Here is a 26,116-nt window from a genome sequence, read left to right as displayed (position 1 = left end):
GGTGTCAGAGCTTCCAGGCCGCGTGCAGCGCCGCAATATTGCCGGTGAACGGCGTGTGGGTGACGCGCCTGAACCCGGCATCGGCAATCATCTTCGAAAAATGCTCGGGGGTGGGGAACTTGCGGATCGATTCCACCAGGTACTGGTAGGGCTGCGCGTCGCCGGTCACCGCCCGGCCGATCGGCGGGATCACCCGGTCGGAAAACGCCTTGTAGACCTCCGACAGCACCGGGGTATCGACCTGGCTGAACTCGAGGCAGAGGAACCGCCCGCCGCGCTTCAAGACGCGCTGCGCTTCCTTCAGCGCCAGGGCGATGCGCGGCACGTTCCGGATGCCGAAGGCGATGGTATAGGCGTCGAAGCTCTCGTCTTCGAACGGCAGGTCTTCGGCATTGGCTTCGACGAACTTCACCTGGGCCGGGAAGCGCCACTTGTGCGAACGCTCCTCGCCGACCCTGAGCATGTCGGCATTGATGTCGGAAACCGTGACCTCGGCATAGCCGACCGAGGCGTTGACGATGCGCTCGGCAATGTCGCCGGTGCCGCCGGCCATATCGAGCACGCGGTAGGGCACGCTGCCCTGCTTGGGCGGCGCCAGTCGCGCCACCATGGCGTCTTTCCAGACGCGGTGCACGCCGCCGCTCATCAGGTCGTTCATCAGGTCGTAGCGATCGGCGACGCGGTGGAACACCTCGTTGACGAGGCCCTGCTTGTCGTCGAGGGCGACCGTCTGTTCGCCGAAATGCGTGGTCTCGCCCATGCTCTGTCTCCGGATTGCCGGCGTTATAGCGGATGGGGCGGAGGCTTGCCATGCGGGAAACGTGCGCATGGTTGCGCGGGCCCCTGTGAAGATTGCCGGGTCAAAGCGAACACTGACATCAGGTGACGCTTGTTTCGGTTATTCAGGGCGGCCACATACTGCGCTCGAAAGGAATCCCCTGATGCCCGAATTGCCAGAGGTCGAAACCGTCCGCCGCGGGCTCGAGCCCTATGTGACCGGCGCGCATATCGACAAGGTGACGCTCAACCGCAAGGACCTGCGCTTTCCGTTCCCCGAGGGGTTCAAGGGAGCGCTCGAAGGCGCCACTATCGAGAGCACCGGGCGGCGGGCCAAGTACTTGCTGTTCCGGCTGTCGAACGGCAAAACCTGGCTCAGCCACCTGGGCATGACCGGCGCCTATCGCTTCGAGGATTTCAAGTTCAAGGAACCGTCGCGCTATTATGAGCCCGACGAGGACCGGAAGCACGACCACCTGGTGCTGGAGCTCACCCATCCCGAGCACGGCACGATGAAGCTCATCTACAACGACGCCCGCCGCTTCGGCTTCGTCGACCTCTATGAGCACGAAGCCGATAGCCCCTATCTCGAGGGGCTGGGGCCCGAGCCGCTGTCCAATGCCTTCAACGCCGCCGAGATGGCGGAGCGCTTTGCCGGCAAGAAAGCCCCGATGAAGGCGGCGCTGCTCGACCAGCGCGTCGTCGCGGGCCTGGGCAACATCTATGTCAGCGAGGCGTTGCACCGCGCCCATATCCGGCCCGACATCGAGGCGCGGACGCTGGTGCTGAAATCGGGAAAACCGAGCAAGCGCCTCGAAGACCTGGCGGATGGCGTGCGCACCGTGTTGATCGAGGCGATCGATGCCGGCGGCTCGACGCTCAGGGACTTTCGCAATGCCGATGGCAATTCGGGCTATTTCCAGCACCGCTTCGCCGTCTATGATCGCGAGAACGAGCCATGCCCGACGCCGGGCTGTCGCGGGGTGATCAAGCGCATCGTGCAGTCGGGTCGCTCGACCTTCTTCTGCCCGGTATGCCAGCACTAGCCCGGCTGCCGGGGATTCCAGTTGACGTCCCCGGTCGTCGCGACTATACAGCGCCCAACTTGGCGGCCCGAGATGCCGCCGATTTCATTTCATCGCCCCTGGAAAACCGGCCTCGGCTGGGCCAGCGGGTTGAGCGCCAAAGAGGAATTGATGGCCAATACTGCTTCCGCCAAGAAGGCCACGCGCAAGATCGCGGCCCGCACCGAAGTGAACAAGTCGCGCCGCTCGCGCATGCGCACCTTCGTCCGTAAGGTCGAGGAAGCCATCACTGCCGGTGACCACGCGGTTGCCGTCGCCGCTCTCAAGGCCGCCGAGCCCGAGATCGTCCGCGCCTCGCAGAAGGGCATCGTCCACGCCAACGTGGCCGCCCGCAAGGTGAGCCGCCTCAACTCCCGCGTGAAGGCTCTGCAGGCCTGATCGGCCGCCGAGTTCGAACCATCGTCAAGATGGTTTGACGACAGCTTTGTGAATGTGAAGGGCTCCCTCCGGGGAGCTTTTCTGTTTTGATGGCTTCCTCGGGACGTCCCGGGAATGGGCGCGCCCAGTGTGACAGCTTTGCGACACCTGGGTGAAGAGTTTTCCCCTTTGGAAAGCCCTGCGTTTCCGGGACTTTGCCGAGGTCCGTCATCAGAATTTCATCTGCCTGTCAGGAATGAATTGCCGCAATTGAGGTGGTGCAACCACTTAGTGCGGAAGCGCCGAAAATCTCACGAAACCCCGATTCCCCCTTGAGTCACAGCGCCTTGGATTTCGACCCGGACAAAGTGCCGCGGAAAGGTTTTTGCAAAGGGTGAGAGTCAACCCCCTCTTGGTGAAAAACCCCCGTTGATTGGAAAATTCCGCCCCTCTAAGATGCCTCTCGTCGCTCAGGAACACCCGGCGCCAGAACCGAGTAATGAGACGACATGACTGGCAGGAATGCTGAACTTTGAGATCGTGGCTGAGGCGGTATGGACGCAGCCGGCAGTCTTGGGGAAACTCCATTCGTAGTCTGGTTTGATTAGTATTAGTTCTGGTCTTGCGGGATCGTAAGACGTTGCGGTAGCCCGGGCGCGATCAGCGGCTCGGCTCAATTGAAAGTTTGGTTAGACTGAACCGCGGCGAAGTTCGCGGGCAGGACAGGTCTGTCCGAAAAACGGGCAGCTAGGTTGGCGGCGCTGTGCCCATACGGGGCAGCATAGAACAGGATTTGGGGTCACACACGATGGCGATGAACGCGGCGGCGGGTCGTGCCGATTGGGTATCGGATAGAGGTAACGGAAAGGGGCAGGGCGGCGATAAGGGGGGAATAGTAATGATGGGCAAGGACGGCCAGCCACTCGGTTCGAACGAACTGTTCCAGCGGGTCCGCGCCCGGCTCAAGGCCGCCGTCGGCGAGGATGTGTTCAATTCCTGGTTCGCCCGGCTGGAGCTCGAAGAGATCGTCGACGATCTTGCCCATCTGAGCGTCCCCACCCGGTTCCTGTCGTCCTGGGTCCAATCCAACTACGCCGAGAAGATTCTCGAGGCGTTCCGCTCCGAGGCCGCCGGCCTCGCCCGTCTGCATTTCACCGTGCGCGTCAACGGCCAGGCCCGGCCGCGCCTGCATCAGGCCGAGGCGGCGACTGAGGCTGTCGAGACCGAGGTGCCCGCCATTCCGGCGACCCCGCGCACCGTGCGTGAGCCGGTGGCGGCTGTGCCGTCGCCGCGCGGCGACGCGCTCTCGGGCTCGGCGCTCGATCCCAAGATGACCTTCGACAGCTTCGTTGTCGGCTCCGCCAACGAGATGGCGCTGCAGGTGGCCAAACAGGTGGCGCATGCAGCTGCCAACAACACCGTCAGCTTCAACCCGATCTACATCCATTCGAGCGTGGGCCTGGGCAAATCCCACCTGCTCAACGCCATCGCCTGGGCCGCCGGGGCGGCCGAGCCGGGTCGGAACATCGTCTACCTGACGGCCGACCATTTCATGTACCACTTCATCACTGCCGTGCAGCGCCAGTCGGCGCTCGGCTTCAAGGAGTGGCTCCGCCGCGTCGACCTGCTGCTAATCGACGACATGCAGTTCCTGCAGGGCAAATCCGCCACCGAGTTCGGCCATACGCTGGGGACGCTCCTGACTGGCGCCAAGCAGGTGGTGGTGGCCGGCGACGCGCCACCACGCGACCTCGAAATGCTCGACGAGCGCGTCCGCTCGCGCCTCTCGGGCGGGCTGGTGGTGCCGATCAATTCGTTCGACCTCGACCTCCGCCGCGCCATCGTCACCCGGCGCGCCGAGCAGGCGGTCTCCCGCTTCTCCGATGCGCATTTCGCCCCGGCGGTACTGGACTATGTGGCGCGCGTCGTGGTGAGCCACGGCCGCGACCTCGACGGGGCGGTAAACCGCCTCCTGGCCGCCAACCAGCTGACCAAGGAGCCGATCACCGTGGCGCTGGCCGAGCGCACGCTGGCCGACCTGGTGCGCCAGCGCGATGCTCGCCGCGTCCGCATCGAGGATATCCTTCGCATCGTGTCGCGCCACTACAAGGTGCCGCGCAACGACCTGCTCTCCTCGCGCCGTTCGCGCGACGTGGTCCGCCCGCGCCAGATCGCCATGTATCTGGCCAAGGCCCTGACCTCGCGCTCGCTGCCGGAAATCGGCCGGCGCTTCGGCGGTCGCGACCACACCACCGTGCTGCACTCGGTCCGCAAGGTCGAGCAGATGATCAAGGACGACGGCGAGCTGGCGCAGGAGATCGAACTGTTGAAGCGCATGCTCGAAGAATGAGATTTGAGGCCCTCTCCTGCGGGAGAGGGCGCCGCCGGCTGAACCATCCGGCGGTTATTTGAGTTTCGACCCAGTAGGGTCTCTTAGTAGGTTAGTAGCGTTGCCGACATCGCGTAGAACTCCGCGGCTGTTGCTGCGGATCAGAAAAGGTCTGAAGCGCCTCGATCTCGGGGCGCGTCCTGAACCCCAGCCGCTGCCGCCTGACCGGGCCTGGCACGAGATGCTGGTGCGCCTCGATGCCGAAGACGCCGAACGGCGCCTTGAGGCCATGGAACGGGCCCTCAACGGCGATCGGTGAGCACCACCCCACCCTACGGCGTGACAGCGGATTCGCTGATCGTGAGCGTTGCGGCCGCGCAGTCGATCTGGGCCATGGCGCCGTAGGGCAAGGTCAGCATCGGCTGGGTGTGGCCGAAATCGAGGCCCGACAGCACCGGCAACTCAGCGAGCCCTTCCTCAGCCAGCGTCTCGATGACCGCGGCTTCGAGCCGGGCGCCATAGGTCGCGTCATTGCCGGGGTCGGGGCGCGCCAGCAGCATGCCGCTGAGCCGCCCCAGGATGCCCTGCGCCGCGAAGTTACGCAGCCAGTAGCGGATGAAGCCGGGGTCAGGTGCATCCTCGGACGTTTCATAAAACAGGATCGCCCCATCCCAGGCGCCGAGCGGCGGCCACCAGGCGGTGCCCTTCGCCATCTCCAGCACTTCCGCGCAGCCGCCGAGCAGCCGGCCCGATGCGATGCCGCTGCCCTGCAGCAGGCGTGGCGGGTCGGCCGGGTGCAGTCGGCGAGGTTGCGCCTGCACGGCCGGGTCGTTCCAGTCGGTCCGTTCGGCGCTCCAGCCCTCTTCATTCGGGGTGACGAGGCCGATCGGCTCGACTTCGAACAGCGCCTTCCGCACCCCCTCGGCAGTGAAGCGGTGCATGCCGCCATTCTCGGCAAAGCCTGCCATCAGGCTGGGGCCGTAGAACGAGGTGACGCCGGCGGCATAGCAGGCGAGGTGGAGGCTCGTGGTATCGGAAAAGCCGATGAACACCTTGGGGTTGCGACGGATCACCTCGAGGTCGAGATAGGGGACCAGCCGGATGGCGTCGTCGCCGCCGATGCTGGCGACGATCCCCGCAATATCAGGATCGGCGAAGGCCGCCATCAGGTCCTCGGCCCGGGCCTTCGGGTTGGCCCGCACCCAGTCGGCCGGCGCCAGCGTGTGCGCCATCTCAACCAGCTCGATGCCGAAGCTTTGTTCGAACTGGCGTTTGCCGGCCGCATAGCGCGCGGGAACGGCTCCGGGACCACCCCAGGACGGACTGACCGCCGCGATCCGGTCTCCGGCCCCGAGCCGGCGGGGCTTGATCAGCGCTCCCTTGTGGTCACCAGTCATTTGGGTTCCTGCCGTTTCTTGAGGGTTCTGATAGCTTCTCGTGGCGCCGTGGGCCATCACTTCGACCGGCCGGACGGGATTTCCGTGGAACGCGACACCACGCTTCGGCCTGTCCCTTGCCTTTTGTCCCTTGAATTGTAATGTCGCAGCCCGGTTTCCGCATGGTTTTGACCGGATTTTGGCCGGGCACGGACTGTCTGGGGTAGGGGTTTTGGGTTTATGAAAGTCACTCTCGAGCGCAACCATCTGCTCAAGTCGCTGGGGCACGTCCACCGGGTGGTGGAGCGCCGCAATACTTACCCCATCCTCGCCAACGTGCTGCTCAAGGCCTCCGACGGCAAGCTCGACCTGCGCGCCACCGACCTCGACATCGAGGTCACCGAGAGCGTGCCGGCGATGGTCGGCCAGGCCGGCACCACCACGGTGCCCGCACACACCCTCTATGAAATTGTCAGGAAGCTCTCGGACGGCGCCGAAGTGCGGCTCGAGAACGAGGGCACGGAGCAGCTGCTGGTGACCTCCGGCCGCTCGCGCTTCCACCTGGCGTGCCTGTCGCCCGACAGCTTCCCGGACCTGAAGTCCGGCACCTTCACCCATACCTTCCCGGTTGCCGCGCCGATCCTGCGCGAACTGATCGAACGCACCCAGTTCGCCATCTCCAACGAGGAGACGCGCTACTATCTCAACGGCATCTACATGCACATGCTGGATGTCGGCGGCACCCCGACGCTGCGCGCCGTCGCCACCGACGGCCACCGCATGGCGCGCGCCGAGTCCGATGCGCCTGATGGCGCCAAGGGCATGCCGGGCATCATCGTGCCGAAAAAGACCGTGTCGGAAGTGCAAAAGCTCCTCGAAGGCGCCGAAGGCGAGGTCGAGGTCGAACTCTCCGATACCAAGATCCGCTTTACCCTCGGCGGCGTGGTGCTGCTTTCGAAGCTGATCGAGGGCACCTTCCCCGACTACGACCGGGTGACGCCCAAGAACAACGACAAGCAGATGAACGTCGACAAGCAGACCTTCGCCACGGCGGTGGATCGCGTCTCGACCATCGCGTCCGATCGCGGTGGCAAGGCGGTGAAGCTGTCGATGAAGGAAGGCCAGCTCGAGCTATCCGTCACCAACCCAGACCATGGCACGGCGAGCGAAGAGCTGGCCGTCGAGTTCGAGCCCGAGAGCTTCGAAATCGGCTTCAACGCCCGCTACCTGCTCGACATCATCAGCCAGATCCGCTCGGAAAACGCCGTGTTCCTCTTCAACGACGCCGGCTCGCCCACCCTGGTGCGCGAGGACGGCGACGCCAAGGCGCTCTATGTGCTGATGCCGATGCGGGTGTAGGCGGCGCGCCGAGCGAACAGCCAATAACGAGTAGCGAATAAGGGGTTCTTTCCCTGTTCGCTATTCGCTACTCACTATTCGCTGATGCACCCCTCCCGCCACATCTCCCGGCTTCGCCTCTCCCACTTCCGCAACTATGCGTCGGCGGCGCTCGATCTCGACGGCCGGCACCTGGTGCTGGTCGGCTCGAACGGCGCGGGCAAGACCAACCTCATGGAAGCCGTTTCGCTGCTGTCGCCCGGTCGCGGCCTGCGTGGCGCGCCATTTGAAGAGGTGGCGGCGCAGGGCTCGGATGGGCTCTGGGCGGTGGCGGCGACGGTCGAAACGCCGCAAGGGCCGGTCGATATCGGCACCGGTGCCGGTGGCCCGGAAGGCGGCCGACGGGTGCGCATCAATGGCGCCAACGCCCGCACCATCGAGGAGATGAGCGCCTACCTGCGCGTGCTTTGGCTGACCCCGGCGATGGATGGGCTGTTCACCGGCCCGGCCAGCGAGCGCCGGCGCTTCCTCGACCGGCTGGTGACGACGCTCATCCCTGGCCACTCGGCTGAGGTGTCGGACTTCGAAAAGACCATGCGGCAGCGCAACCGGCTGCTCGACGAGGATGCCGACCCGATCTGGATCGATGCCGTCGAAGCGCAGATGGCGGCTGCGGCGGCGGCCGTGCATTTCGCGCGCACCGACAGCCTCGGCGAGTTGCAGGCGCTGATCGCGGCGGGGGTCGACGAGGCCAACTTTCCCGCGGCCCAGCTGGCGCTGACGCCGCTGTTCGAGGACCGGCACGAGGCCCAGTCATCGGCCTCGCTCGAAGCGGACCTGCGGGCACTGTGGCGTTCGAACCGCAACCTCGATCGCGCCGCGGGACGCACCCTGGTTGGCCCGCATCGCATCGACCTCGAAGTGCGCCACGCGCAAAAGGCTATGCCCGCGGCGCTCGGCTCCACGGGCGAGCAGAAGGCGCTGCTGATCGGGCTGATCCTCGCCCATGCCCGGCTGGTCAAGCGCTCGGCCGGCATTGCGCCGTTCCTGCTGCTCGACGAGGTGGCGGCGCATCTTGACCCCGGCCGCCGCGCCGCCCTGTTCGCCGCGCTCGACGGCCTCGGCACCCAGTGCTTCATGACCGGCACCGACCCCATGCTGTTCGAGGCGCTGGCCGATGGCGCACAGCGGGTGATCGTCAAGGACGGACGCCTCAGTCGGGAGCCGTGACTGTCGACGGGCCGGTGGGGGTCCACAGCCGCCGGCCTAACCAGGCGGCCTGCCCACCGAACCCATCCACAACCCAGCCCTAAGCCTTGTAAAACGGGCTAAAAATAGCCATTTCCCTTGGGTATGAGCACCCGATCCGCTAGACCGATTCCAGCGGACCTGCTGACCTGATTCGGGACCCCCTTGAGCACCTCCGAGACCCCCTCCGATCCGAACGAATATGGCGCCGATTCCATCAAGGTCCTGAAGGGCCTCGATGCGGTGCGCAAACGCCCTGGCATGTATATCGGTGACACCGATGACGGCTCGGGCCTGCATCACATGGTCTATGAGGTGGTCGATAACGCCATCGACGAGGCGCTGGCAGGCCATGCCGACCTCGTGACCGTGACGCTCAATGCCGAAGGCTCGGTCTCGGTTAACGATAATGGCCGCGGCATCCCCACCGGTATCCACGCCGAAGAGGGCGTCTCGGCCGCCGAGGTCATCATGACCCAGCTGCATGCCGGCGGGAAGTTCGACCAGAATTCCTACAAGGTGTCGGGTGGCCTGCACGGCGTCGGCGTTTCGGTGGTCAACGCGCTGTCGGTGTCGCTGAAGCTCAATATCCGTCGCGACGGCGAGATCCACGAGATGGAGTTCTCGCACGGCAACGCGGTGGCGCCGCTGCAGCAGGTCGGCACCTATGTGCCCAACCACCAGCCGGGCACCTATGAAGGCCGTTCGGGCACGCTGGTCACCTTCCTGCCCTCGACCGAAACCTTCACCATGGTGGAGTTCGACTTCAAGACGCTGGAGCACCGGCTGCGCGAGCTCGCCTTCCTTAATTCCGGCGTCCGCATCATCCTCAAGGACCTGCGCCATCCCGAGCCGGTGGAGATCGAGCTCCACTATGAAGGCGGTCTCGAGGCCTTCGTGCGCTATCTCGATAACGCCAAGACCCCGCTGATCAGTGCGCCGATCATGCTGGCGTCGGAGCGGGACGGCATCACCGTTGAAGTGGCGATGTGGTGGAACGACAGCTACCACGAGAACGTGCTGTGCTTCACCAACAACATCCCGCAGCGCGATGGCGGCACGCACCTGGCGGGCCTGCGTGCGGCGCTGACCCGGCAGGTCACCAAATATGCCGAGGAGAGCGGCATCCTGAAGCGCGAGAAGGTCGAGGTCTCGGGTGACGACATCCGCGAAGGGCTGACCTGCGTGCTCTCGGTAAAGGTGCCGGATCCGAAATTCTCGAGCCAGACCAAGGACAAGCTGGTCTCGTCCGAAGTCCGTCCGGTGGTCGAGAACGGCGTCAACGACAAGCTGCAGCAGTGGCTGGAAGAACACCCGGGCGAGGCCAAGTCGGTGGTCGGCAAGGTGGCGGAAGCCGCCGCGGCGCGCGAGGCCGCCCGCAAGGCGCGCGAACTCACCCGTCGCAAGTCGGCGCTCGACGTCAACTTCCTCGCCGGCAAGCTCAAGGATTGCTCGGAGAAGGATCCCGCCAAGTCGGAAATCTTCCTCGTCGAGGGTGATTCCGCCGGTGGCTCCGCCTCGCAGGGTCGCGACCGCTACACCCAGGCCGTGCTGCCGCTGCGCGGCAAGATCCTCAACGTCGAGCGGGCTCGCTTCGACCGCATGCTGGGCTCCGAGCAGATCGGCAACCTGGTGATGGCGCTCGGCACCTCGATCGGGCGCGAAGAGTTCAACCCGGACAAGCTGCGCTACCACAAGATCATCATCATGACGGACGCCGACGTCGACGGCGCCCATATCCGCACCCTGCTGCTGACCTTCTTCTACCGGCAGATGCGCGAGCTGATCGACCGCGGCCACATCTACATCGCCCAGCCGCCGCTCTATAAGATCAAGCGCGGCTCATCCGAGCAGTACCTCAAGGACGAACGGGCGCTCGAGGATTACCTGATCGGCACCGGCACCGACGACGCCGTGCTGAAGACCCGGGACGGGGTCGAGCATGCCGGCGAGGACCTGCTCTCGATCGTCCGCCAGGCGCGCGAAATCGTGCACGCCATCGAGGGGGTGAACACCCGCTACAACCGCTCGCTGATTGAACAGGCGGCGATCGTCGGTGGCCTCGATGCCGAGGCGCTGCTCGATCCGGCCCGTACCGCGACGGTGATCGAACGCGTGGTGCGCCGGCTCGACCGGCTCGCCGACGAGGTCGAGCGCGGCTGGAGCGGTGTGTCCGATGGCCAGGGCGGGCTGATGTTCACCCGCACCATCCGTGGCGTCACCGAAAGCCACGCCATCGATGCCCAACTGCTCGCCAGTGCCGATGCCCGCAAGGTCCGCGCCACGGTCGACAAGCTGTCCGACCTCTATGGCGGTGTCGCCAAGCTCACCCGCAAGGATCAGAGCTTTGACATCTACGGCCCGTCCTCGCTGTTCGGCGCCATCAACACCGTCGGCCGCAAGGGCATCTCGCTGCAGCGCTATAAGGGCCTGGGCGAAATGAACCCCGGCCAGCTGTGGGAGACGACGCTCGATCCGAACGTCCGCACCCTGCTGCAGGTGCAGATCAAGGAAAGCGACGATCACGACCGGCTGTTCTCCAACCTGATGGGCGACCTGGTCGAACCGCGTCGCGACTTCATCCAGGACAACGCGCTGAGCGTCGCCAATCTCGACGTGTAAGGGAGGACGCTGCGTTGCATCGCCCTCCTGTCCTGATCACGCTCCCGTAGGAAACTTGCGATGGAATGGGTCGTCGCGGGCATCCTGATCGTCGTGGCCGTTGCCGTGCTGGGTTTCGCCGCCTTCGCGCTGGCCAAACGCAGCCGCTACAGCCGGCTGCTGCAGAAATACGGCGGCGACGAGAAGCTGGTCGATGCGCTGATGAGCAAAACCATCTGGCAAGGGATGACCGCCGAGCAGCTGCGCGACAGCTGGGGCGAACCGGCCTCGATCGAGGAAAAGGTGATGAAGACCAAGATCAAGCAGGTCTTCAAATACCGGCCGGTGGCCGCCAACCGTTACCGCGACAAGGTCACGCTGGAAGACGGCGTGATCGTCGGCTGGGACCAGAAATAGGGTTCACGGGTCTCGCGCGCCGCTCGGGATGCGCGCGTCCAGCGGCGCCTGCTGTTTGTAGCCATCGAAGCAATGACCACCGTGCCGGCCGAGTTCTGCCTCGGCCAGCGCCACCAGCGCAGCGCCATCCCCAAGAGCCGCAGTCCGGAACGCCGCATCGAAACGGTCCGCGAGCTGGCCGTCGAGCCGCCGCAGCAGCCGTGGACCCCATTTGCCCGCGCCCGTCCATGCGCCTCGCCCAAGCAGCATCAGATCGATCAGCCGCGGATGAAGCTGCGCGGCAATGGCCGCGACTTCCGCTGGCGGCCGCCGCCCCCTCAGGTCATCGATCAGGTCGCTGGCCATGTAGCGCATCGTGTCGTAGGCGGGCCCATCCAGCGGGCGCGGCCCCGCGGCGAGAGCTCGTGCCGCAGCGGCCCGGATCGGCTCGGCCAGCGGGCGCTGCGGTCCGATGACCACGCCTGAGGTCACCATGTCGAGCATGATCGGACGGCCGCTCTCGATATCCTTGTCGAGGTAATAGGCAAGGGTCTCGGGATCGTGGACGAACGCCTCGATCGGAAAATCGTCGGCGACAAACGATTCCCGCCAGGCCCGCTCGAGGCGCGGGAACAGCACGACAAGGTCGATGTCGGAGCCGATGGTGCCTTCGCCCCGCATGATCGATCCGGCGACGAAGGCGCAGGCGGCTCCGGCGAATCGGCTGGCCAGAGCCGCCTCGGCTGCGGCGAGTGCGTGGCTGGCGATGTTGTTCTGCTCGTTCACGGCGGTGTCTCCTTGGGTCGGGATACGCCGGGACAAAGAAAAACCCCGCTCGTATCCGGGCGGGGTTGGTCTGCGCAGTCAGATGAACGGGCTAGTTCATGCGCCAACCGACCACCGCGATGCGGTGGTGGTAGAGGTGCTCGAAGCTGGCCGGTTCATGTACATGCGCCATAGCCTAGTCGAGGCCGGCGGAGCCGTCAAAGGCCCCGCCAGCAGGTTCAGTCGCGGGCGTACATCACCATGCCGGCGTGATGCAGCACCCCGGCAATGAAATCGCCGTCGGCCACAAGGCCGGTGTCGTCCTGGTATTCGATGTGGTTGCCGACGATCTGGTAGTTGCCCTGGTAGGCAACGTCGAGGTGGCCGCGCGCCTCGATGTAACGGCCGTTGGGCAGGAGGGCCTGGCGGATCTCGCCGTCTTCGGTGACCCAGAGGCCGGTGTAATCGTGTCTGGTACCCATTGGTGTATCTCCATGCTGGAGGAGGTGGGTCGGCTTGCTTTAGCTTTCGGACGGAAAAAGTCCCGAAAGCGCTAGCGCAGGCCGAGCGTGGTGGCGGCGACGAAGGCGAGCGCGGCGACCAGCGCCAGGCCGGCCAGCATCGCGATTATGCCCCGCTTAGCCATTCATGCTCCGCCGCTCGCGGCGCTGCCGGCGCGGCTGGGTGTTCACCGGCTTCAAGAGCTTGCTGGTGATGGCGAGGATGGCCGCGGGCTGCAGGCGCCGGGCGATGTTGGAAAGATCGATGTTCATTTGGGTCCTCGCTTTCTGCCGCCGACTTTGTGGCGTCTGGCGGTGACAGCTATATCGCGCACAGCACCGTGGAGGCGGTAGACAGATCCTCCAGAGTGATTGCACAATCCTCCAAAACTCCGTGATCGGACGTGACTCGCCCGCACGAACTGCTATGTAGGCGGCACAAGAGAACGAAGGAATTGGCCATGGATCGCATGGATGAGCTCAAAGGCCTGATTGCACAGTTCGCGACCACCGATGGTATTCAGGCAACGCCGATCGAGGGCCTGTCGCTGGTGCGGATCTCGCATCCGTCCGAGCCGATGCATGCCGTACACCACCCGGCGCTCTGCGTCGTGGCGCAGGGCAGGAAGCGGGTGATCGCCGGCGACCGCGTGCTCAACTATGACGCGGCGAACTTCCTCGTCGTCTCGGTGGATACGCCGGTCATCGGCCAGGTGGTCGAGGCAACGCCCGAGGCGCCCTATCTCTGCATGAAGCTCGAACTCGATGCGGCCGAGATCGGCGCGCTGCTGATCGAGGTCGGCGGCGTCACCGCGGCGGCGGCGGCCGAAGCCGAGCCGAGCGTCACGGTGAGCCCGATCATGCCCGACCTGCTCGACGCGGCGATCCGGCTGGTGAAGCTCCTGGAGCGGCCCGAGGATCTCGCGGTGCTCGGCCCGATGGTGAAGCGCGAAATCCTCTACCGGCTGCTGCGCTCCGACCAGGCGATCAAGCTCCAGCAGATCGCGCTGGCCGAGAGCCGGCTGCAGCAGGTCAACCGCGCCATCGGCTGGATCAAGCTGAACTATCGCGACGCCTTCGCCATCGAGACGGTAGCGGCCGAAGCGCGGATGAGCGCCTCGGCGCTGCACCTCCACTTCAAGGCGGTGACGGCGATGAGCCCGCTGCAATACCAAAAGCAGTTGCGCCTGCAGGAAGCCCGCCGGCTGATGCTGTCCGAGGCACTCGACGCAGCGACCGCCGGACACCGCGTCGGCTATGACAGCCCCAGCCAGTTCAGCCGCGAATACGCCCGCACCTTCGGTGCCCCGCCGTTGCGGGACGTGGCTCGGTTGAAAGCCGGCGACCTGCTGTCGGCCGGCTGAGCCGGACGCTGTAACTACGCGGCAACACCACTTCGTCAGCCCGCTTAAGTCCACATAAACCGGCCACATTTAACTTGGATAGCGATGGGGACCGCGCTGGTCGAAGGCCCGGGTTTTCGGGTTGGCTTGGGCTTGGCGAGACGGTCGGATGCCCGATGGCGTCTGCATACCGCCCCTCGTTAGGGAACCGGCTGCCGGACATACGCCATGCGCAAGAAGAATGCCGGGGCCCTGTTTATGGATTTTCACGTCTCGCCTGATGATCGCGTCGGCGCCACGCCCAAAAAGGGCACGCGTTCGGAGCGATCGGCGCCGGCCAAGAAGCTGGCGCGCGGCGCCCGGATCGAGCCGGGCTTTTCGGACGGCGACATCCATGTCGACGACGAGCGCAGCGAACGCGGTGGACGCGCGCCCAAGGGCAAGGCGCCACGCGGCCGTGCTCCCAAACAGAAAAAGACCCGCGGCCGGCGTGAACGCCGCCCGCTGACGCTGTTCGGGATCATCTGGAAGCTGATCTCGTGGCTGTTCATCCTCGGCATCTGGGGCGCCCTCGCCGCCGGTGCGGTGGTGGTCTACTACGCCGTGCAGCTGCCTTCGGCCGACACCTGGAAGGTGCCCGACCGGGCCGCCAATATCCGCATCGTCGCCGCCAATGGGCAGCTGATTTCCAACCGCGGCAAGACCGGCGGCGAGGCCGTGTCGCTGCGCGAACTGCCCTATTATGTACCGGCTGCCTTCGTCGCCATCGAAGACCGGCGCTTTTACGACCATTTCGGCATCGACGTGGTTGGCCTCGTCTCGGTGGCGCTCGAAAGCGTGCAGGCGGGTGAAGTGACCCGCGGCGCCTCGACCATCACCCAGCAGGTGGCCAAGAACCTCTTCCTCACCCCCGACCAGACGCTCGGCCGTAAGGTGCAGGAGGCTTTGCTCGCCGTGTGGCTGGAGCAGAACTATTCCAAGGACGATATCCTCGACCTCTACCTCAACCGCATGTTCTTCGGCCACGAGTCCTACGGCATCGAGGCTGCGTCGCAGCGCTATTTCGGCAAATCGGCGCGCAACCTGTCGCTCGGTGAAGCGGCGATGCTCGCCGGTTCGCTGCAGGCACCCTCGCGGCTCAACCCCAAGGGCAATGCCGATGCGGTGAAGACCCGCCAGGGCCTGGTGCTCGCCGCCATGGCCAAGGAAGGCTACATCACCCCGGCTGAGAGCAAGGCTGCAGCGATCGACCCCAACCAGACGGTGCGCACCAAGGTGGTGGGCGGCGAATCCTATGTCGCCGACTGGGTCGAAAGCCTGATGACCGCCTATCTGGGCGAAGTGAAGCAGGATGTGATCGTCCACACCACCATCAACTGGGATCTCCAGAAGGAGGCCGAGTTCGTGGTCAAGGAAGCCGTCGCCAAGTACGGCAAGGACAAGGCCTTCACCCAGGGCGCCCTCGTCGCCATGGATGTCGATGGCTCGGTGCGGGCGCTGGTCGGAGGCGTCGATTACCAGGCGAGCCAGTACAACCGCGCCGTCACGGCGCGCCGCCAGCCCGGCTCGACCTTCAAGCCGTTCGTCTATCTTGCCGGCATGGAGAAGGGCTATACCCCCGATACCATCGCCACCGACGGCCCGATCGATATCAATGGCTGGCAGCCCTCCAACGCCGACGGCAAGTATGGCGGCGACATGACGCTGCGCCAGGCGCTGGCGCTGTCGCGCAACACCGTCTCGGCGCTGCTCGCCAACGATGTCGGCCCCGACAAGGTGGTGGAAGCGGCGATGCGCATGGGCATTTCCTCGCCGTTGCAGGCGGTGCCTTCGATCGCCCTCGGCACCCAGGAAGTCTCGCTGCTCGAGTTGACCGCGGCCTATGCGCCGTTCGCCAATGGCGGCATCGGCGTCATCGCCAATGTCATCACCCGCATCGAAACCGCCGACGGCAAGGTGCTCTACGATGCGGTGGCCGCCGGTCCGGGCCGGGTGATCGAGCCCAATATCGTCGCCGAGATGAACGACATGCTGCATGCCGCAGTCGAGATCGGCACCGGCAAGCGGGCCCAGCTCAATGGCTGGCCGATGGCCGGCAAGACCGGCACCAGCCAGAAGGCCCGCGACGCGCTGTTCGTTGGCTATACCTCGCGCATGGTGGCGGGGGTCTGGCTCGGCAACGACGACGACGTCGGCACCAAGCTCTCCGGCGGCAACGTGCCGGTCGAGATCTGGAGCCAGTTCATGACCAAGGCCCACGAAGGCATTCCGGTGGCCGAACTGCCGGGCGCCATGACCCAGCCTGGGCTCGAGCAGCAACCGCTGCAGCCGATGGAACAGCCGCAGGCCGAGCGCCCGCGCCGGACCCTGGTCGACCTGCTCGGCGACATCTTCGGCGGCAACTGACCCGGACGACATCTACTCAAAGTTGCAAGGCGGGACATGAGGTTCCGCCTTTTGCATTCGCGGCCCGCGCCGTACAGTCGCCTCCCAAGGGAGGGACCTCATGTCCGATAAAGTACTTGTCGTCACCGGCGGCAGCCGCGGCATCGGGGCGGCCGTATGCCTGCTGGCCGCCGCGCGCGGCTATGGCGTGGTGGTGAACTATGCCGGCAATGTCGCGGCCGCCGAGGCGGTGTGCGCCCAGATCCATTCGCGCGGCGGCGAAGCGGTGGCGGTGCGCGGCGATGTCAGCATCGCCGAGGATGTCGAGCACATCTTCCGCGCCGCCGACCGCCTGGGCCCCGTCGCTGGTCTGGTGAACAATGCCGGCACCATCGCCACCTCCTCACGCGTCGATGCGATGGATGCCGAACGGATCGCCCGCATCTTCGCGGTCAACGTCACCGGCTCGATCCTCTGCGCCGGCGCCGCGGTCAGGCGGATGTCCACCAGGCACGGCGGCAAAGGCGGCGGCATCGTCAATGTCAGCTCGGCCGCCGCCAAGCTCGGGGCGCCTGGTGTTTATGTCGACTATGCGGCGAGTAAAGGCGCCATCGATACTTTCACCGTCGGCCTCGCCCTCGAAGTGGCGGCGGAGGGCATCCGCGTCAACGGTGTCCGGCCCGGAGTGATCGACACCGAATTCCACGCCACTGGCGGCGTGCCCGACCGGGCGCAGCAGCTGGCGCCCAGCGTGCCGCTCGGCCGCGTCGGTACCGCCGAGGAGGTGGCGAGCGCCATCCTGTGGCTGCTCTCCGACGATGCGGCCTATGTCACCGGCACGACCCTCGCGGTAACCGGCGGACGGGCAGCAGCGCCCTGACCCAAGGATCGGCACGCCGCGGGCGTCTCAGGTCGAGCAATGGGGGCAGCGAATGCTGAAACGACTTTCCGCGGTACTCGTCGTAGCTTTCTCTGCCGCACCGGCGCTCGCCATCGAGTGTCCGATCACCCACGCCATTTACGAGCAGCCCGGAGGCGACGTCAGCCTGCGCTTCACGGCGCTGCCGGAGGACGCGGCGGTCAACCAGATCGCCGCCTTCAGCATCGCCATCGACGGCGTTACGGCGAAGTTCGACGGCGCCATCTACCTGCCCAACGGCTTCGGCCAGCCGAATGGCGTGGTAGGGCTCGACTGCACCGGTGCCGACGGCGAGCAATGCGGCTTCTGGGAAGGTGTGGTCTACGCGCTCGGCGGCGACGGTATCGAGGAATATCCGCATGACGCCGAGATCGGGCTCGCGGCGCAAATGGCGCCGCGCCAGGTGCTCTTGCCGCAGTTCGCCGTCAACGTCTGGTACTCACTGCTCAGGCAGGACGCCTTCGCAGACGAGCGCAATGTGCTCGATACCTTCACCCTCGCCGCCTGCGCCAAGTAGCGTCGGAATCATGCGCATTTCGCATGGCTCTCTCGCGACAGGGGTTCCCTCCTAACGGCGGGTAGTTTAACCCGTTTGGCAGTCCTATATCGGCAGCGCGGGCGCCACTCCTCAGGCGCCGTTTGAGCCTCTCGGAGACATCATGGCGGACACTTTCGACCTCACCGTAATCGGCTCCGGCCCGGGTGGATACGTCGCGGCAATCCGGGCGGCCCAGCTCGGCATGAAGGTCGCGGTGGTCGAGAAGTGGCCGACCTTCGGCGGTACCTGCCTCAACATCGGCTGCATTCCAAGTAAAGCGCTGCTGCATGCTTCGGAGCTGTTCGAGGAAGCCGGCCACCAGTTCCGCCAGTTCGGCATCGACGTGACGCCGCAACTGAACCTCAAGCAGATGCTGGCGCACAAGGACGACACCGTCACCGCCAACGTCTCGGGCATCGAGTTCCTGTTCAAGAAGAACAAGATCACCACCTTCCGCGGCACCGGCTCGATCCCGGCCGAGGGCAAGGTGCTGGTGACGCCGGAAAGCGGCGCGCCCACCACCATCGAAACCAAGAACATCCTGATCGCCACCGGCTCGGTGCCGATCAGCCTGCCGGGCATCGAGATCGACGAGAACAAGGTGGTGTCCTCGACCGGCGCGCTGGCGTTCCAGGAAGTGCCCAAGCGCCTGCTGGTGATCGGCGGCGGCATCATCGGGCTGGAGCTCGGCTCGGTCTGGGGCCGGCTTGGTTCCAAGGTGCAGGTGGTCGAGTTCCTCGACCGGATCCTCCCCGGCCTCGACAGCGAGGCGGCACGCCAGACCCAGCGGAACCTCCAGAAGCAGGGCATGGAGTTCAAGCTCTCGACCAAGGTGACGGCGATCGAGAAGCAGGGTGACGGTTCGGTCCGCGCCCGGCTCGAGCCGGCAGGCGGTGGCGAGGCGAGCTTCGCCGAAGCCGACGCAGTGCTGGTGGCGGTGGGCCGCAAGCCCTTCACCGAAGGGCTCGGGCTCGAGGGCGCCGGCGTGGCGCTCGATGAGCGCGGCCGCGTCCGCACCGATGCGCAGTTCAAGACCAACGTGCCGGGCATCTATGCCATCGGCGATGTGGTGGCCGGCGCCATGCTGGCGCATAAGGCGATGGATGAGGGGCACGCGGTGGCCGAGATCATTGCCGGCCAGCAGCCGCACGTGAACTACGGCACCATTCCCTCGGTGATGTACACCAGCCCGGAAGTCGCCTGGGTCGGCAAGTCCGAGGACGAGCTGAAGGCGGCCGGCATCGAGTACAAGGCCGGCAAGTTCCCCTTCACCGCCAATGGCCGCGCCAAGGCGATGCTAGCGACGCAGGGCTATGTGAAGATCCTCGCCGATGTCGCCACCGACCGGGTGCTCGGCGCCCAGATCATCGCCAAGAACGCCGGCGAGATGATCCACGAGATCGTCGTCCTGATGGAATTCTCCGGCTCCGCCGAAGACCTCGGCCGCACCACCCACGCGCATCCGACCCTGTCGGAAGCGGTGAAGGAAGCCGCCCTGATGTGCGGCGACGGCGCGATTCATATTTGATCGAGGTTAATTCGTCACGCCGGTGCGGGCTGCCCCCCACCCCTGTCCCCTCCCCGCAAGGGGGAGGGAGACGAAGAACTGCGATGTCGGTGTAAGGGTCTCCCTCCCCCCTGCTGTTCAGTCCGGATACATCGCTTACAGGTGTTCGGAGACATAGCTGACAGGTTTGGGCAGGCTTGGTCGTTCCATTTTGGAGGGCGATCGATGCCGTGGCTGGAGGTGTCAGCGATGCAGGAGCGTCGGGAGTTCGTCAGGCTGGCTTTGCAGGAAGGTGCGAACCGGCGGGAGTTGTGTCGACGGTTCGGGATCAGTGCGGACGTTGGTTGCAAGTGGCTGGCGCGGTGGGGCGCGGGCGACACCGAGTTGGTGGATCGGTCGCGACGCCCGCATGCGGGCCCATCCCGGATCGGTGATGGGCTTGAGGCGGCAGTGCTCCAGGTTCGAGATGCGCATCCGGTCTGGGGGGCGAGGAAGATCGGGCGGCTGCTGGAACGGCAGGGGATGACTCCGCCGGCAGTGTCAACGATCCACGAGATCCTGCGCCGCCACGGTCGCGTCCGGGATCGGCTAGGAGGAGCCCCAGCTCGATTGCGCTTCGAGAAGGAGGCGCCGAACCTGCTGTGGCAGATGGACTTCAAGGGCTGGGTCGAACTGGGCGATGGCACCCGCTGCCATCCGCTGACGGTGATCGACGATCATGCTCGCTTCGCCGTGTGCCTGTCCGCCTGCGGCAACCAGACCGGCGCCACCGTTCGCCAGCGGCTCGAGACCACCTTCCGCCTCTATGGCCTGCCCGATGCCTTCTTCGTCGATAACGGTCCGCCTTGGGGAGATTCGTCCGGGGAGCGCTGGACCAGGTTCGAGGTCTGGCTGCTCAAGCTCGGCATCGGCCTGATCCACAGCCGACCTTATCATCCGCAGAGCCGCGGCAAGAACGAGCGCTTCCATCGCACTCTCGCCACCGAGGTCTTCGCCCTCAACCGGATCGGTGACCTCGGTCAGGCGCAGAACGCCTTCGACCGTTGGCGCGAGGTCTACAACTTCGAGCGACCGCACGAAGCCCTTGACCAGAAGGTCCCGGCAGATCGTTACCGCCCCAGCCTCAGGCCGCTGCCCACAAAGCTGGCCGAACCCAGCTACGAGGCGGGCGAAATCGTCCGCCACGTCCCCCCAACCAAACCCTACATCGCCTTCAAGGGCCGCCGCTGGAAGGTGCCTAAAGCCTTCTGCGGTGAACAACTGGCGGTCAGGCCGGCCGACGCCGACGGCCACTACCACGTCTGCTTCGCCAGCCACCACGTCGCCGACATCAACTTGACCCAGACCGAAACTGTCAGTCATGTCTCCGAACAGGTGTCAGCTATCTCTCCGGACTGAACACCTTGCGGGGAGGGATCAATGGTGGGGGTCCACAGCCACCGGGCTTGCGGGCGTGTGTCCCACCCCTACTCCAACCCATACCCCATCAGCACCTTGCCATGCGCCTTGAGCCAGGCCTTGCCTCTGGTCATGTCGGGCAGGGCTCTCTCGACCGCCTTCCAGAAGTTCGGCGAGTGGTTCATGTGGACGAGGTGCGCCACTTCGTGCGCCGCCACATAGTCCAGCACGAAGGGCGGGGCGAGGATCAGCCGCCAGTTGTAGTTGAGCCGCCCCGACGACGAGCACGAGCCCCAGCGGGTCGCCTGGCTGCGCATCGATACCGATTTCACTTCGACGCCCAGCGTCGCCGCATGGATGTCCGAACGTTCGGCGAGGTCGCGCTGCGCCTCGGCCTTCAGCCACTCGGTTAGCCGGCGCGGGATATGCGCGGCTTCACCGGGCACCAGCAGCGACAGTTCGCCATCGATCTCCGACACCTCGACCCGGCCGCGCAGCCGGCCCGTCGCATGGATGCGATGCGGCACGCCGCGCAGCGGCAGCACTTCGCCATCGGCGAAGGCGGTGCGCGGGGCGCTGCGCTTCAGCCGCGCCGCCAGCCAGCCGCGATGCCGGTTGAGGAAGCCTTCGGCCTCCGGCCAGCGGCCGGTTCGCGGCAGGGTCAGCACCGGGTTGCCGTGATGCGGCACGGTCAGCCGGTAGCTCTTGGCCCGCGGGCTCACCTTCACCGTGATCTCGACCGGCTCGCCGTCGATGACAAGGCTGGTCGCGGCCGGCACTTTCGGCGCCTTGGCGGGGAACAGGAAGTTCATACGGCTGATCATCACCGATTCGAGGTGAAACGCTGACGACAAAAAAACGCCCCTCGAAAGGGGCGCAGTCGTCAGGAGGAGGTCATAGGAACCGGAGTGTGACCGGCAAGGCTTGCGACAGCCTTGCGGGGGTCGGTCACGTCCACATCGAAGTCAGACGTTGGTCCCGTTATTCTGGTCGCCGCCATAGTTCGGGCGGCTGCCATTCTTGTCGCGCATGAAGCGGTCGAACTCTTCGCGATCCTTGGCCATGCGGAGGTTGCGCATGTACTCATGGAAGGCGTTGATCTCTTCATCGAGCCGGCGGCGTTCCTCTTCGAGGCGCTTGAGCTGCTCGGCGCGGTAGTCGTCGAAGGCGGCATTGCCGCTCGAGTTGCGGAAGCCGTGGTGACGGAACCCGTTGCCGCGGGGACCGCAGTTTTCGGCCCAGCTGCGGGATCGGTTGACGAACCCCTGAGCCTTTTCCGCCGAGCCGCCGAACATTTCGCCCCAGAGGATGTAGGCGAGAATGGCGAGGCCGATCGGCCACCAGAGGACGAAGCCCAGGACCATCAAAGCGATGGTCAGCGGGCCCCATTGCGGTTTGATAATCGCAGTGTGCATTGGACTTTCTCCCAGTCACGAACAGCTCCGATGTGGTCCCACCAGACTGGGGGTCAAGCGTTTCGCTCACGCTTTTTTGCCCTTGAAATGCCATGCTAGACTTCCCATGCGGGCCGAAATCACGTGCCCGGAAAGGATGATTCCATGGCATTGGCGGACACCTCGGCAATCCTGCCGGGCAATTGGCGGCCCCTCAGGCTGGCGACGCTGGTCGGGCTGCGCTGGCTGGCGATCGTCGGGCAGACCGTCGGTGTGCTGTTCGTGCAGTTCGGGCTCAACTTTCCGCTGCCCTTGACCGAGTGCCTGATGCTCATCGGCCTGTCGGTGCTGCTCAACCTGTGGGTGATCTTCCGGCTCGGCGAGGGCTATCGCACCACCGCCAGGGTCGCGACGGTGCACCTGAGTTTCGATCTCTGCCAGCTGGCGGCGCTGCTGGCGCTGACCGGCGGGTTGCAGAACCCGTTCTCGCTGCTGGTCCTGGCGCCGGTCTCGGTGTCGGCGACGACCCTGCCGCAGCGCTCGACGGTGATCCTCGCAACGCTCGCCATCGCGCTCGCCTCGCTGCTCTCGGTCTATCATATGGACCTGCCATGGGACCCCGATGCCCGCATCGTCTTCGACCGCGTCTATGTCATCGGCATCTGGGTCTCGATCCTTTGCGGCACGATTTTCATCGCTGCCTATACCAACCGGGTGGCGCACGAGGCGCGCCAGCTCGCCGATGCGCTGGCCGCCACCGAACTGGCGCTGTCGCGGCATGAGCAGCTGAGCGCGCTCGATGGCCTCGCGGCAGCAGCGGCGCATGAGCTCGGCACCCCCCTTTCGACCATTGCGCTGGCGGCACGCGAGATTCGCGATGAGGTGCCGGAAGGGCCGGTGCGCGAGGATATCGAGCTGATCATGTCGCAGGCGGCGCGCTGCCGCGAAATCCTCGGTAAACTGAGGAGCCTGCGCGATACGCCGGGCGACCCGTTCGCCGCCGTGCCGGTTTCAGCGCTGCTCGCCGAGGTGGTCAAGCCCCTCGAAGGCGGCGGCAAGGTGATCTCGGTGCGGACCGGCGCAGGCAACGGCAGCGAGCCGGTGATCCGCCGCAATGCCGGGCTGCTCTACGGCCTCGGCAATCTCATCGACAACGCCGCGCAGTTTGCCCAGCGCGCCGTGCTGGTCGAGGCCAGCTGGGATAAGCAGGCGCTGACCGTCACGATCACCGACGATGGTCCGGGCTTTCCCACCGATCTCATCACCCGGCTGGGCGAACCCTATCTCACCACCAGGCCGCGCAACGCCGACGATGGCGAGCCGGGCGGGCTGGGGCTTGGCATCTTCATCTCCAAAACCCTGCTGGAGCGCACCGGCGCCAAGCTCAGCTTCGAGAACGAGGCGGCCGATGGCCATGCCCGGGTGCGTTTGATCTGGCCGCGGGCCGCCATCGAGCAGGTGTGAGGTACCACTTGGTCTGCACCCCACACCGTCTGTGGGTGGGCGAACGTCGTTCCACCCTGCCCATATTTTGACCTTTTGCCCAAAAGACCCTACATGAGGCGGCGATGAGCACAGTCGATGAACTCCTTGCGGCCGACCGTACCCTGCTTCTGGTCGATGACGACAAGACCTTCCTGACCCGCCTCGAGCGGGCCATGCAGAAACGCGGCTTCGATGTCCGCATTGCCGACACCGTGGCCGGCGGCCTCGCCGCCGTCTCCGAAGCGCCCCCCGCTTATGCCGTGGTCGACCTGCGGCTCGAGGATGGCAACGGCCTCGACGTGGTCGCGGCGCTGCATCAGAAGCGCGGCGATGCCCGTGCGGTGGTCCTCACCGGCTACGGCAATATCGCCACCGCGGTGACCGCGGTGAAGCTCGGCGCGGTGGATTACCTGAGTAAGCCGGCCGACGCCGAGGACGTGATCAACGCGCTGCTCGCCACCGGCAACAAGCCACCCGAGCCGCCGGAAAACCCGATGTCGGCCGACCGGGTGCGCTGGGAGCACATCCAGCGGGTCTATGAGCTCTGCGACCGCAATGTCTCGGAGACGGCGCGCCGGCTCAACATGCATCGCCGCACGCTGCAGCGCATTCTCGCCAAGCGCGCGCCGAAATAAGCCTGTCACACTGAGATCAGATAGTCCGCCCGGGAGGCCATGATGACCGTCACGCTACACTTTCACGGGGCGTCGGGCACCGTGACCGGCTCGTGCTATCGCGTGGTGCACCCCAAGGGGCAGTTCCTCGTCGATTGCGGCATGTTCCAGGGCAACAAGACCGTCCGCGATCTCAACTACAAGCCGTTCCCGTTCGATCCCAAGGCGATCGATTTCCTGCTCTTGACGCATGCGCACATCGACCATGCCGGCCTGCTGCCGCGGCTGACCCATCTGGGCTATCGCAAGCCCATCTGGGCCACCGAGCCGACCAACGGGCTGCTCGAATACCTGCTCCCCGATGCCGCCGGCATCCAGGAGAGCGAGGCCGACCGCGAGACCAAGAAGCGCAGCCGCCGCGCCGAGGAGCCGTTCCAGCCGCTCTATGTCATGGAAGACGCCAACGAAGCGCTGAAGCTCACCAAGGGCCTCAAATACGAGGAATGGATTAACCCCGGCCCCGGCGTGCGCGCCCGCTACTGGAACGCCGGCCACATCCTCGGCTCGGCTTCGATCGAAGTCGAGGTCGAGGACAGCAACGGCAAGCCCATCCGCATCCTGTTCTCCGGCGATCTCGGCCCGGACGTAAAAGTGTTCTGGGAGGCGCCCGATGCGCCGGCCGGCTACGACTACATCCTGTCGGAATCGACCTATGGCGGCCGCGAGCGCGAGGACTATACCCTCAAGCAGCGCCAGGAAGCGCTGAAGACCGAGATCAACGCCGCGCTCGCCCGCGGCGGCAACCTGGTGATCCCGACCTTCGCCGTCGAGCGCAGCCAGGAGCTGCTGCATGACATCGGCTATCTGATCAAGACCGGTGAGATCAGCCCCAGCCTCGTCTTCCTCGATAGCCCGCTCGCCTCCAAAGTCACCGGCGTCTATCGCAAATACGCTTCGATGTTCGATGACGTCGAGCTGAGCGCCGACGAGCTGTTCAACGATTCCCGCTTCCGCATCGTCGAGAGCGTCGATGAGAGCAAGGCGATCAACTCTATTCGCGGCGGCGCCATCATCATGTCGGCCTCCGGCATGGCCGATGCCGGCCGCATCAAGCACCATCTGAGGAACAACCTGCCGCGCGCCAATGCCACCGTGCTGTTCGTCGGCTACCAGGCGCCGGGCACGCTCGGCCAGATCATCCAGTCAGGCGCCAGGGAAGTGCGTATCCATTCCGAGCTGGTGCCGGTGCGAGCGCACGTGCGCTCGCTTGGCAACTACTCGGCGCATGCCGACCACTCCGAGCTCGTCGCCTGGGTCACCAGGCGCCTGCCGGCACATGGCGCGGTGTTCCTGACCCATGGCGAGGACGAGGAGCGCAAGGCCCTGCGCGCCGCGCTGATGCACGATGATGGCCTCGCCGGCGATCAGGTGCTGATGCCGCTGCTCGATGATGCCTTCGAGCTGAGGGCCGAGGGTATTGGCGGGGTGGAGAAACCGGTCGAGCGACGCATCGACATGACGCAGGTTACGGCCGACTGGCACAATGCCTATGCCAGCTTCATCATCGATCTGAGCCACCAGCTTCAGGATGCGCCCAACGATGCCTGGCGCGTCGCGGTGATGGACTCGCTGAAAGCGACGCTGGCCGGCACCGGCCCGGTGACCCCGCCGCTGCCGATGAAGACGCAGGCCGGCAGCGCCCCGGTGCTGCACGGCGAGCCGAGCGGCGAGTAGGCGGCAGCGTTCCACTCGCAACGCCCG

At 65.6% G+C, this 26,116-nt stretch carries 23 protein-coding genes and 1 pseudogene; 17 read left to right on the top strand and 7 right to left on the bottom strand.

Going from position 1 to position 26,116, the window contains the following annotated elements; all coding sequences use genetic code 11:
- Positions 1–4 precede the first annotated feature (4 nt).
- Positions 5–760: a bifunctional demethylmenaquinone methyltransferase/2-methoxy-6-polyprenyl-1,4-benzoquinol methylase UbiE gene (gene ubiE, locus ASC68_RS01515; RefSeq protein WP_055873708.1), complete on the bottom strand. Its 756-nt coding sequence runs from the start codon at positions 758–760 to the stop codon at positions 5–7.
- A gap of 181 nt (positions 761–941) precedes the next feature.
- On the opposite strand from ubiE, the gene mutM reads away from it, so the two are divergent.
- The 4 genes from mutM to ASC68_RS28535 all read left to right on the top strand — a co-directional run bounded on the left by mutM (position 942) and on the right by ASC68_RS28535 (position 4,867).
- On the top strand, positions 942–1,823 hold the full coding sequence (gene mutM / locus ASC68_RS01510) for a bifunctional DNA-formamidopyrimidine glycosylase/DNA-(apurinic or apyrimidinic site) lyase (protein ID WP_055873705.1): 882 nt from the start codon (positions 942–944) through the stop codon (positions 1,821–1,823).
- A 150-nt stretch (positions 1,824–1,973) separates the two neighbouring features.
- Positions 1,974–2,240, top strand: coding sequence for a 30S ribosomal protein S20 (gene rpsT, locus ASC68_RS01505; RefSeq protein ID WP_055047341.1), 267 nt, complete (start codon positions 1,974–1,976; stop codon positions 2,238–2,240).
- Positions 2,241–3,117: 877 nt separating this feature from the next.
- Positions 3,118–4,569: a chromosomal replication initiator protein DnaA gene (gene dnaA / locus ASC68_RS01500; protein WP_197421002.1), complete on the top strand. Its 1,452-nt coding sequence runs from the start codon at positions 3,118–3,120 to the stop codon at positions 4,567–4,569.
- Between the two features lie 130 nt (positions 4,570–4,699).
- Positions 4,700–4,867, top strand: coding sequence for a hypothetical protein (locus ASC68_RS28535; protein ID WP_156384483.1), 168 nt, complete (start codon positions 4,700–4,702; stop codon positions 4,865–4,867).
- A gap of 13 nt (positions 4,868–4,880) precedes the next feature.
- Here ASC68_RS28535 and ASC68_RS01495 read toward each other — a convergent pair whose 3' ends face one another.
- Positions 4,881–5,945 carry a S66 peptidase family protein gene (locus tag ASC68_RS01495; protein WP_055873700.1) on the bottom strand — a complete coding sequence of 355 codons (1,065 nt, stop codon included), beginning with the start codon at positions 5,943–5,945 and terminating at the stop codon, positions 4,881–4,883.
- Positions 5,946–6,164: 219 nt separating this feature from the next.
- Here ASC68_RS01495 and dnaN point away from each other — a divergent pair, with 219 nt between their 5' ends.
- The 4 genes from dnaN (at position 6,165) to ASC68_RS01475 (ending at position 11,528) form a co-directional block, all read left to right on the top strand.
- Positions 6,165–7,283, top strand: a complete 1,119-nt coding sequence (dnaN, locus tag ASC68_RS01490) for a DNA polymerase III subunit beta (protein WP_055873696.1) — start codon at positions 6,165–6,167, stop codon at positions 7,281–7,283.
- An 84-nt stretch (positions 7,284–7,367) separates the two neighbouring features.
- Entirely contained in the window at positions 7,368–8,492 is a 1,125-nt protein-coding gene (recF, locus tag ASC68_RS01485) for a DNA replication/repair protein RecF (protein ID WP_055873694.1), read from the top strand.
- 183 nt (positions 8,493–8,675) lie between these two features.
- Positions 8,676–11,132, top strand: coding sequence for a DNA topoisomerase (ATP-hydrolyzing) subunit B (gene gyrB, locus ASC68_RS01480; protein ID WP_055873693.1), 2,457 nt, complete (start codon positions 8,676–8,678; stop codon positions 11,130–11,132).
- A 60-nt stretch (positions 11,133–11,192) separates the two neighbouring features.
- Entirely contained in the window at positions 11,193–11,528 is a 336-nt protein-coding gene (locus ASC68_RS01475; RefSeq protein WP_055873690.1) for a hypothetical protein, read from the top strand.
- A gap of 3 nt (positions 11,529–11,531) precedes the next feature.
- On the opposite strand, the gene ASC68_RS01470 is transcribed toward ASC68_RS01475, so the two are convergent.
- From ASC68_RS01470 to ASC68_RS29305, 3 genes and pseudogenes are all read right to left on the bottom strand, one after another.
- Positions 11,532–12,293 (bottom strand): nucleotidyltransferase domain-containing protein, encoded by a 762-nt coding sequence (locus tag ASC68_RS01470; RefSeq protein WP_055873687.1) that lies wholly within the window; start codon positions 12,291–12,293, stop codon positions 11,532–11,534.
- A 218-nt stretch (positions 12,294–12,511) separates the two neighbouring features.
- Positions 12,512–12,742, bottom strand: a pseudogene (locus ASC68_RS01465) (Atu4866 domain-containing protein); the annotation flags it as partial.
- Positions 12,743–12,910: 168 nt separating this feature from the next.
- Positions 12,911–13,045, bottom strand: coding sequence for a hypothetical protein (locus tag ASC68_RS29305; RefSeq protein WP_282569862.1), 135 nt, complete (start codon positions 13,043–13,045; stop codon positions 12,911–12,913).
- 188 nt (positions 13,046–13,233) lie between these two features.
- Between ASC68_RS29305 and ASC68_RS01460 the strand changes: the two genes are divergently transcribed.
- From ASC68_RS01460 to ASC68_RS01435, 6 genes are all read left to right on the top strand, one after another.
- Positions 13,234–14,136 (top strand): AraC family transcriptional regulator, encoded by a 903-nt coding sequence (locus ASC68_RS01460; RefSeq protein WP_055873681.1) that lies wholly within the window; start codon positions 13,234–13,236, stop codon positions 14,134–14,136.
- Between the two features lie 207 nt (positions 14,137–14,343).
- Positions 14,344–16,521: a PBP1A family penicillin-binding protein gene (locus tag ASC68_RS01455; protein WP_055873670.1), complete on the top strand. Its 2,178-nt coding sequence runs from the start codon at positions 14,344–14,346 to the stop codon at positions 16,519–16,521.
- A gap of 100 nt (positions 16,522–16,621) precedes the next feature.
- Positions 16,622–17,380: an SDR family oxidoreductase gene (locus tag ASC68_RS01450; protein WP_055873667.1), complete on the top strand. Its 759-nt coding sequence runs from the start codon at positions 16,622–16,624 to the stop codon at positions 17,378–17,380.
- A gap of 52 nt (positions 17,381–17,432) precedes the next feature.
- Positions 17,433–17,936, top strand: coding sequence for a hypothetical protein (locus ASC68_RS01445; RefSeq protein WP_055873664.1), 504 nt, complete (start codon positions 17,433–17,435; stop codon positions 17,934–17,936).
- Between the two features lie 142 nt (positions 17,937–18,078).
- A complete protein-coding gene (lpdA, locus tag ASC68_RS01440) occupies positions 18,079–19,485 on the top strand; it encodes a dihydrolipoyl dehydrogenase (RefSeq protein WP_055873660.1) in 1,407 nt (468 codons plus the stop codon).
- Positions 19,486–19,689: 204 nt separating this feature from the next.
- Positions 19,690–20,862, top strand: coding sequence for an IS481 family transposase (locus ASC68_RS01435; protein ID WP_055873657.1), 1,173 nt, complete (start codon positions 19,690–19,692; stop codon positions 20,860–20,862).
- 68 nt (positions 20,863–20,930) lie between these two features.
- On the opposite strand, the gene ASC68_RS01430 is transcribed toward ASC68_RS01435, so the two are convergent.
- Positions 20,931–21,686: a SprT family zinc-dependent metalloprotease gene (locus tag ASC68_RS01430; RefSeq protein ID WP_156387212.1), complete on the bottom strand. Its 756-nt coding sequence runs from the start codon at positions 21,684–21,686 to the stop codon at positions 20,931–20,933.
- A gap of 141 nt (positions 21,687–21,827) precedes the next feature.
- Positions 21,828–22,277 carry a DUF2852 domain-containing protein gene (locus ASC68_RS01425; protein WP_055873652.1) on the bottom strand — a complete coding sequence of 150 codons (450 nt, stop codon included), beginning with the start codon at positions 22,275–22,277 and terminating at the stop codon, positions 21,828–21,830.
- Between the two features lie 144 nt (positions 22,278–22,421).
- Here ASC68_RS01425 and ASC68_RS01420 point away from each other — a divergent pair, with 144 nt between their 5' ends.
- From ASC68_RS01420 to ASC68_RS01410, 3 genes are all read left to right on the top strand, one after another.
- Entirely contained in the window at positions 22,422–23,720 is a 1,299-nt protein-coding gene (locus ASC68_RS01420; RefSeq protein ID WP_055873648.1) for an ActS/PrrB/RegB family redox-sensitive histidine kinase, read from the top strand.
- A gap of 104 nt (positions 23,721–23,824) precedes the next feature.
- Positions 23,825–24,376, top strand: a complete 552-nt coding sequence (locus ASC68_RS01415; protein WP_055873645.1) for an ActR/PrrA/RegA family redox response regulator transcription factor — start codon at positions 23,825–23,827, stop codon at positions 24,374–24,376.
- 42 nt (positions 24,377–24,418) lie between these two features.
- Entirely contained in the window at positions 24,419–26,089 is a 1,671-nt protein-coding gene (locus ASC68_RS01410; protein WP_082527816.1) for an MBL fold metallo-hydrolase, read from the top strand.
- The last annotated feature ends 27 nt before the right edge of the window (positions 26,090–26,116 follow it).

This window comes from Devosia sp. Root105 (assembly GCF_001424865.1).
Classification (GTDB): Bacteria; Pseudomonadota; Alphaproteobacteria; order Rhizobiales; family Devosiaceae; genus Devosia_A.
The sequence above is the reverse complement of the archived record's forward strand: the minus strand, read 5'-3'. Positions and strand labels throughout refer to the sequence as shown.

What these genes read in the sequence shown, in the direction of transcription:
- ubiE (WP_055873708.1), bottom strand. Translation starts at nt 760, where the DNA reads ATGGGCGAGACCACGCATTTCGGCGAACAGACGGTCGCCCTCGACGAC.
- mutM (WP_055873705.1), top strand. Translation starts at nt 942, where the DNA reads ATGCCCGAATTGCCAGAGGTCGAAACCGTCCGCCGCGGGCTCGAGCCC.
- rpsT (WP_055047341.1), top strand. Translation starts at nt 1,974, where the DNA reads ATGGCCAATACTGCTTCCGCCAAGAAGGCCACGCGCAAGATCGCGGCC.
- dnaA (WP_197421002.1), top strand. Translation starts at nt 3,118, where the DNA reads ATGATGGGCAAGGACGGCCAGCCACTCGGTTCGAACGAACTGTTCCAG.
- ASC68_RS01495 (WP_055873700.1), bottom strand. Translation starts at nt 5,945, where the DNA reads ATGACTGGTGACCACAAGGGAGCGCTGATCAAGCCCCGCCGGCTCGGG.
- dnaN (WP_055873696.1), top strand. Translation starts at nt 6,165, where the DNA reads ATGAAAGTCACTCTCGAGCGCAACCATCTGCTCAAGTCGCTGGGGCAC.
- recF (WP_055873694.1), top strand. Translation starts at nt 7,368, where the DNA reads ATGCACCCCTCCCGCCACATCTCCCGGCTTCGCCTCTCCCACTTCCGC.
- ASC68_RS01475 (WP_055873690.1), top strand. Translation starts at nt 11,193, where the DNA reads ATGGAATGGGTCGTCGCGGGCATCCTGATCGTCGTGGCCGTTGCCGTG.
- ASC68_RS29305 (WP_282569862.1), bottom strand. Translation starts at nt 13,045, where the DNA reads ATGAACATCGATCTTTCCAACATCGCCCGGCGCCTGCAGCCCGCGGCC.
- ASC68_RS01460 (WP_055873681.1), top strand. Translation starts at nt 13,234, where the DNA reads ATGGATCGCATGGATGAGCTCAAAGGCCTGATTGCACAGTTCGCGACC.
- ASC68_RS01455 (WP_055873670.1), top strand. Translation starts at nt 14,344, where the DNA reads ATGCGCAAGAAGAATGCCGGGGCCCTGTTTATGGATTTTCACGTCTCG.
- ASC68_RS01450 (WP_055873667.1), top strand. Translation starts at nt 16,622, where the DNA reads ATGTCCGATAAAGTACTTGTCGTCACCGGCGGCAGCCGCGGCATCGGG.
- ASC68_RS01445 (WP_055873664.1), top strand. Translation starts at nt 17,433, where the DNA reads ATGCTGAAACGACTTTCCGCGGTACTCGTCGTAGCTTTCTCTGCCGCA.
- lpdA (WP_055873660.1), top strand. Translation starts at nt 18,079, where the DNA reads ATGGCGGACACTTTCGACCTCACCGTAATCGGCTCCGGCCCGGGTGGA.
- ASC68_RS01435 (WP_055873657.1), top strand. Translation starts at nt 19,690, where the DNA reads ATGCCGTGGCTGGAGGTGTCAGCGATGCAGGAGCGTCGGGAGTTCGTC.
- ASC68_RS01430 (WP_156387212.1), bottom strand. Translation starts at nt 21,686, where the DNA reads ATGATCAGCCGTATGAACTTCCTGTTCCCCGCCAAGGCGCCGAAAGTG.
- ASC68_RS01425 (WP_055873652.1), bottom strand. Translation starts at nt 22,277, where the DNA reads ATGCACACTGCGATTATCAAACCGCAATGGGGCCCGCTGACCATCGCT.
- ASC68_RS01420 (WP_055873648.1), top strand. Translation starts at nt 22,422, where the DNA reads ATGGCATTGGCGGACACCTCGGCAATCCTGCCGGGCAATTGGCGGCCC.
- ASC68_RS01415 (WP_055873645.1), top strand. Translation starts at nt 23,825, where the DNA reads ATGAGCACAGTCGATGAACTCCTTGCGGCCGACCGTACCCTGCTTCTG.
- ASC68_RS01410 (WP_082527816.1), top strand. Translation starts at nt 24,419, where the DNA reads ATGACCGTCACGCTACACTTTCACGGGGCGTCGGGCACCGTGACCGGC.